Consider the following 5,363-nt stretch of genomic DNA (forward strand, 5'->3'; position numbering starts at 1 on the left):
CTCAATGCGATGGTAAATAGATTGCATAGAAGTTCCTTCCTCCCTAGCAGGCTCTCAAATAACGATATCATGTTCTCTGTTCCCATTTCAAAGATCACGTATGCTAAAATTACCGAATTATGTATGTTGGTTTCCATTATACCACAACACGCAACAAAAACCGCCTGTTTTCCGAAGAAAGGGCGGTCTTTAAGCCAGTTCACTTACGCCAATCACGTAGCAGAGTTGTCGATTTTAAGTAAGATATGCTTCAATTCATTCAAAGTTTCACTCAGATGCAATAAATCTTCTTCTGGCAAATACACCAGTCTTTCTTGAATTTTATTGGAGAAGGTATGAAATACCTGTTCACAAAAAGCATCGCCTTCCTGTGTAATCGCCACATTCACGACTCTGCGATCCGAATCACACGATTGGCGGTCAGCCAACCCATGCTCCACCAGTTTGTCCAGAAGAGGAGTCATGTTCGGACGTGAGACATTGAGCTGTTTGGATAAATCAGATACCGTAGACAAGCGCACCTCACGCAGAAGCAGTAATACCTGAAAGTTATTAGGCGACAAGTGTAATGGTAAATCGAGCGGACCGTAGGTGAAAAATTTCTTCTTCACAATCGGAAACAAGCCCAAAATATTTTCTGATATATTTCCTAACAGTTGAGTGTCCATATTTTTCACCGTCACTTCATAAGTTTATACTTATCATTCTATAACATTATGGCATTATATTATACTATGGAATCATTATTTCATCATAATCATTACTTTATTACATCACTACACAAATAAAAAAAGCCTCTACCGCGAGAGACTTTTCCGTTTATTCCATTGATGCGGTCGAGAGGACTCGAACCTCCACGAGCGTACGCTCACTACCCCCTCAAGATAGCGTGTCTGCCATTCCACCACGACCGCATAACAAAATATAAATGGTGAGCCATGAAGGACTCGAACCTTCGACACCCTGATTAAAAGTCAGGTGCTCTACCAACTGAGCTAATGGCTCATGCTGTTCATCCAAGCTGTCCGCCATTAGACCAGACCTCAGGAATTTCCCTTAAGCATGCAACATGTAGTCTATAAAGACAACAATGACCCGTAGGGGATTCGAACCCCTGTTACCTCCGTGAAAGGGAGGTGTCTTAACCCCTTGACCAACGGGCCTTATTATTATGCGCCAACTTGGCGACAAGAAAGAGTATATCAAATAGAATAACGAATGGCAATACTTATTTCTAAAATTTTTAAAAAGCAGTTTTTATAAGCACAAAATTCGCATTTACTTACAATACCTTATCTAAAATCACTAAAATCCTGAAAACAGCGATAAATGATTGCAATATCACTTGTATTTACTTATAATCACTTACGAGATACCGAAATAATTATATATCAGAGGAGCTTTTTATGTATCAGGAAGAACGAATGTTAAAAATCGTTGATTACTTACAGCTTCATAAGCGTATTTCGGTGGATGATATTTGTGGATTTTTTAATGTTTCACGAGATACGGCCCGTCGAGACCTCGTAAAACTTGAAGAGCATCAAAAAATTATTCGCACCCGCGGCGGCGCTCTTCTCCCTACACTGCATCACGATCCAATTGGAAATTATAACGAAAGACTACTTACTGTATCCGAGGAGAAACAAGTGATCGGACAGCTGGCTGCCAGCATGGTACGAGATAAGGATCGTATTATATTGGATTCCTCTACCACCGTACAGGCGTGTGCAGAAAGACTGAATGTGCAGGAATGCTCGGTCATCACCAATTCAATCAATCAGGCTGACATACTATCTAGAAAAGACGGTGTCTCCATTCATCTGCTGGGAGGTCGCCTGCAAAAAGAACACCGATATGTATATGGCTCCTCCGTGATCGCCACTTTGTCTCACTATTTTGTAGACAAAGCCTTTATCGGGATTGGTGGTATATCTGCCCACGGACTAAGCCTGATTCATGAAGAAGACGGCATGCTGAAGCATCAAATGATGAAACAGGCAGATCAGGTGATCGTCCTTGCAGACCATTCGAAATTCGGAATCAATTTTCCATATCGTTTTGCCGATCTGTCTGAAGTTAATATCGTGATCACCGACAGATTGCCAGAACCAGCGATGCTGGAAATTTTGCAACATTATGATGTGGAAGTTGTTGCACCCTCATAAAATACGAAACCGATTAGCTAGAACTCAAGACTTATCACAGAGATATCGAAAGACAGGAGCTGGGGAGAAATGAAACTGTTTGCGATTGATATGGATGGAACACTGCTGAACGAGGAAGGAAAAATAAGCAAAGTGAACGCGGAGGCTATACGCCAAGCACAGCAGCAAGGCGTTCAGGTGACAATTGCCACTGGTAGAGCCGCTTATGACGCCTGGACAAAGCTAGAGGAAGCAGAGCTTGTAACTCCCGTCATTGGAGCAAACGGCGCAACCGTACACGATGTGCATCGTCGTCAGTTAACCTCTACTCCTATGGGCCGCAGTGAAACGTTTGAAGTGCTGAGCTGGCTGCATGACAACGACTTTTACTATGAGGTCATGACAGACCGCGCTATTTATTCTCCACAAAACGGACACCAGCTGCTTGCTGTTGAAATGGACCGCTTGCTGAGCTCCAACCCGGATATTTCGCTGGATACTTTATTACATGCAGCTGAAAAACAATATGAACAGACCGGACATACCCGCATCGCTTCATATGAGGACATTCCACCGGATGTAGAGATTTATAACGTGCTCTGTTTCTCCTTTGATCAAGCCAAATTGGATCGGGGCCGTGAGCGTTACCGAGGTTTTCAGGGCCTGAACATGGTCATCTCTTCAGACCGTAACTTTGAAGTCGAGCATAGGGATGCGTCTAAAGGTAATGCATTGCGTTATCTGGCGAATCATCTGAGCATTCCCATGCAGGAAGCCGTAGCGATTGGGGACAGCTACAACGATATTTCCATGCTGACGATGGCAGGAACAGGCATTGCCATGGGCAATGCAAAAGACGACATCAAGGCCGTCTGCTCCGAAGTGACTCTGACTAATGCAGAAGATGGCGTCGCTCATGCTCTGTTGAACATACTCAAGACAGTCGAGGCTGACAGCGTGAAATAGAAGTTATTGGCTGCGTACAAGACAGGCTAACGTCGCTTCATGCTGTACGCAGCACGTCCACCTCTCCATTTAAACGATTTCAGTCCACCGTTATTCTCAAAGCAGATATAGATGAAAAGGACGCTCGCAAGCATCATTACAATGCATACGAGCGTCCTTTTTCTGCTTAAAATACCAACGGAGAGAGAGGGATTCGAACCCTCGCACCGCTTTCGCAGCCTAACCCCTTAGCAGAGGGTCCCCTTATAGCCACTTGGGTACCTCTCCATGGCTCCCCGAACAGGACTCGAACCTGTGACAACTCGATTAACAGTCGAGTGCTCTACCAACTGAGCTATCAGGGAACATTACTGTAAATTATCATACAGTATGGTTAATTTACCATGATTCAGGGGGTGCCGTCAAGTGCCAACAGGCGAAGCTTACCTCCACACTTCCCACAGCGATACCGCTGAGGATTCATCTTACGCTTGCGCATATACTCCTGTTTACAGGAAACGCATACTAGCTTGTAACGATAAGGCTGAGGCTTACGTTCCGTTCTTCCTGGCAGAGTCTGACAATGCCTGCTCCCTCCTACACGGGCAAGCCATGCTTTGAAGTCAGCATCTCGATGCTGATAGCCCATCCCTCGCAAATGTAAATGATAATGGCACAGCTCATGCTTAATAATTTTCTCCACCTCAGAACGTCCGTAAGCTGCGAGTTGATGTGGATTAATTTCAATATGATGACTTTTCATAAAATACCTACCGCCTGTGGAAGACAGACGCGCATTAAAGGTGGCTTGATGTCGAAACGGCACGCCGAAGCTCTCCAGCGAAATGCGCTCTACCCATTCTTGAAGCTCTTCATTACTCATAGAACGGTTCATAGAATGGTTCATTGAATTGCTCAGGGACTTAGACTCCATCCTTCCGGTCTCTCCTCCTTTGCTCCTTACTGACAAGCATATTATAAAATAACGGCCGAAGTCTAACCCCCAATTCATAAGCACACTTTAGGTACCCACCCCATATGCTAAACATACAGAAGTAACGCAGAGGAGGAGATCGGCTTGCCTCAATGGCTCAGCAACCAGCTCATGCGGGCCTTTTACAAAAAGGACCGGCGCCAAATTAAACTGTTGAACGATTGTTGGTTTTTTTATCATAAAGCACCTGGCGTGGAGTTCGATGCCAACAACGGGTAGAAGCTAAGGCATCCAAAAATGAAAGCCGGAATCTCCGATGCAGTTCGGAGATTCCGGCTTTTGTTATACCTTCACAAGAAGGTTGTACAGCTTTATTTAAAGTATTATGCCTGCGATTGCGCCTCTGCAGGAGGTTTCATCGTCAGACCAACCCTGCCTTTTTTCAAATCAACATTTAACACCCACACCGTCACGTTATCACCGACAGATACGACATCCATCGGATGCTTTACGAAGCCACTGCGCAGCTGTGAAATATGAACCAACCCGTCACTTTTAATACCGATATCGACAAATGCGCCGAAATCAATGACATTGCGGACGGTTCCCTGAAGCTCCATACCTGGTGAGAGATCCTCGATCTTCAGCACATCCTTGCGGAATACAGGCAACGGCAGCTCGTCACGCGGGTCACGGCCCGGACGCTGGAGACTGTCCAGAATATCCTTCAGTGTTGGCACGCCGACTTCAAGCTTTGCAGCCAATTCGTCAATGTTGGACACGCTCAGTGCTTCCATTGCAGTCTTAGTACCCAGATCGTGGGCGCTGATGTCCAGTTCCGCTAACAGGCGGTCTACGACAGCATACGATTCAGGGTGAATCGGTGTACGGTCCAGTGGATTTTCTCCACCCGGTATACGGATAAAGCCTACAGATTGCTCGTAGGTTTTTGCACCAAGGCGCGGCACCTTCTGCAACTGACGACGGCTGCTGAATTTACCGTTTTCCTCACGGTACTTAACGATGTTTTTGGCAATCGTCGCATTGATCCCCGCTACATAGGATAACAGCGCAGAGGAAGCCGTGTTCACATCCACACCGACATGGTTAACGGCTGATTCGACAACATCCTTTAAGCTTTCATCCAGATGTTTCTGCGACACATCATGCTGGTATTGGCCTACACCAATAGCCTTCGGCTCAATCTTGACCAGCTCAGCCAGCGGGTCCTGCACACGACGTGCGATGGAAGCCGCACTGCGCTCAGCCACGTCCAAATCGGGAAATTCCTCCTGTGCCAGCTTGGAGGCAGAGTATACGCTCGCGCCCGCCTCATT

General features: G+C 45.9%; 6 protein-coding genes and 5 tRNA genes. 3 read left to right on the plus strand and 8 right to left on the minus strand.

Annotated elements, in window-relative coordinates:
- Window positions 1–212 precede the first annotated feature (212 nt).
- The 4 genes from GRP75_RS18375 to GRP75_RS18390 form a co-directional block, all read right to left on the minus strand.
- Window positions 213–668 carry a MarR family winged helix-turn-helix transcriptional regulator gene (locus tag GRP75_RS18375; RefSeq protein WP_160789996.1) on the minus strand — a complete coding sequence of 152 codons (456 nt, stop codon included), beginning with the start codon at window positions 666–668 and terminating at the stop codon, window positions 213–215.
- A 163-nt stretch (window positions 669–831) separates the two neighbouring features.
- Window positions 832–914 (minus strand) — tRNA-Leu (locus GRP75_RS18380).
- A 15-nt stretch (window positions 915–929) separates the two neighbouring features.
- A tRNA-Lys gene (locus tag GRP75_RS18385) sits at window positions 930–1,005 on the minus strand.
- Window positions 1,006–1,091: 86 nt separating this feature from the next.
- Window positions 1,092–1,163, minus strand: a tRNA-Glu gene (locus GRP75_RS18390).
- 243 nt (window positions 1,164–1,406) lie between these two features.
- Between GRP75_RS18390 and GRP75_RS18395 the strand changes: the two genes are divergently transcribed.
- Together GRP75_RS18395 and GRP75_RS18400 are read left to right on the plus strand one after the other, a co-directional pair.
- A complete protein-coding gene (locus GRP75_RS18395) occupies window positions 1,407–2,168 on the plus strand; it encodes a DeoR/GlpR family DNA-binding transcription regulator (protein ID WP_160789997.1) in 762 nt (253 codons plus the stop codon).
- 69 nt (window positions 2,169–2,237) lie between these two features.
- A complete protein-coding gene (locus tag GRP75_RS18400; RefSeq protein WP_160789998.1) occupies window positions 2,238–3,113 on the plus strand; it encodes a Cof-type HAD-IIB family hydrolase in 876 nt (291 codons plus the stop codon).
- A gap of 178 nt (window positions 3,114–3,291) precedes the next feature.
- On the opposite strand, the gene GRP75_RS18405 is transcribed toward GRP75_RS18400, so the two are convergent.
- The 3 genes from GRP75_RS18405 to GRP75_RS18415 all read right to left on the minus strand — a co-directional run bounded on the left by GRP75_RS18405 (window position 3,292) and on the right by GRP75_RS18415 (window position 4,026).
- A tRNA-Ser gene (locus GRP75_RS18405) sits at window positions 3,292–3,380 on the minus strand.
- 1 nt (window position 3,381) lies between these two features.
- Window positions 3,382–3,457: transfer RNA gene (locus GRP75_RS18410), tRNA-Asn, on the minus strand.
- A gap of 44 nt (window positions 3,458–3,501) precedes the next feature.
- A complete protein-coding gene (locus GRP75_RS18415) occupies window positions 3,502–4,026 on the minus strand; it encodes a SprT family protein (RefSeq protein WP_068939849.1) in 525 nt (174 codons plus the stop codon).
- Window positions 4,027–4,170: 144 nt separating this feature from the next.
- Between GRP75_RS18415 and cmpA the strand changes: the two genes are divergently transcribed.
- Window positions 4,171–4,305 carry a cortex morphogenetic protein CmpA gene (gene cmpA / locus GRP75_RS18420; protein ID WP_007429337.1) on the plus strand — a complete coding sequence of 45 codons (135 nt, stop codon included), beginning with the start codon at window positions 4,171–4,173 and terminating at the stop codon, window positions 4,303–4,305.
- Window positions 4,306–4,409: 104 nt separating this feature from the next.
- Here the strand turns inward: cmpA and GRP75_RS18425 are convergent.
- Window positions 4,410–5,363: helix-hairpin-helix domain-containing protein (locus GRP75_RS18425; protein ID WP_160789999.1), on the minus strand; the 954-nt coding region annotated here is incomplete at its 5' end.

Origin of the sequence: Paenibacillus sp. OT2-17 (assembly GCF_009827695.1) — a bacterium.
Classification (GTDB): Bacteria; Bacillota; Bacilli; order Paenibacillales; family Paenibacillaceae; genus Paenibacillus; species Paenibacillus polymyxa_B.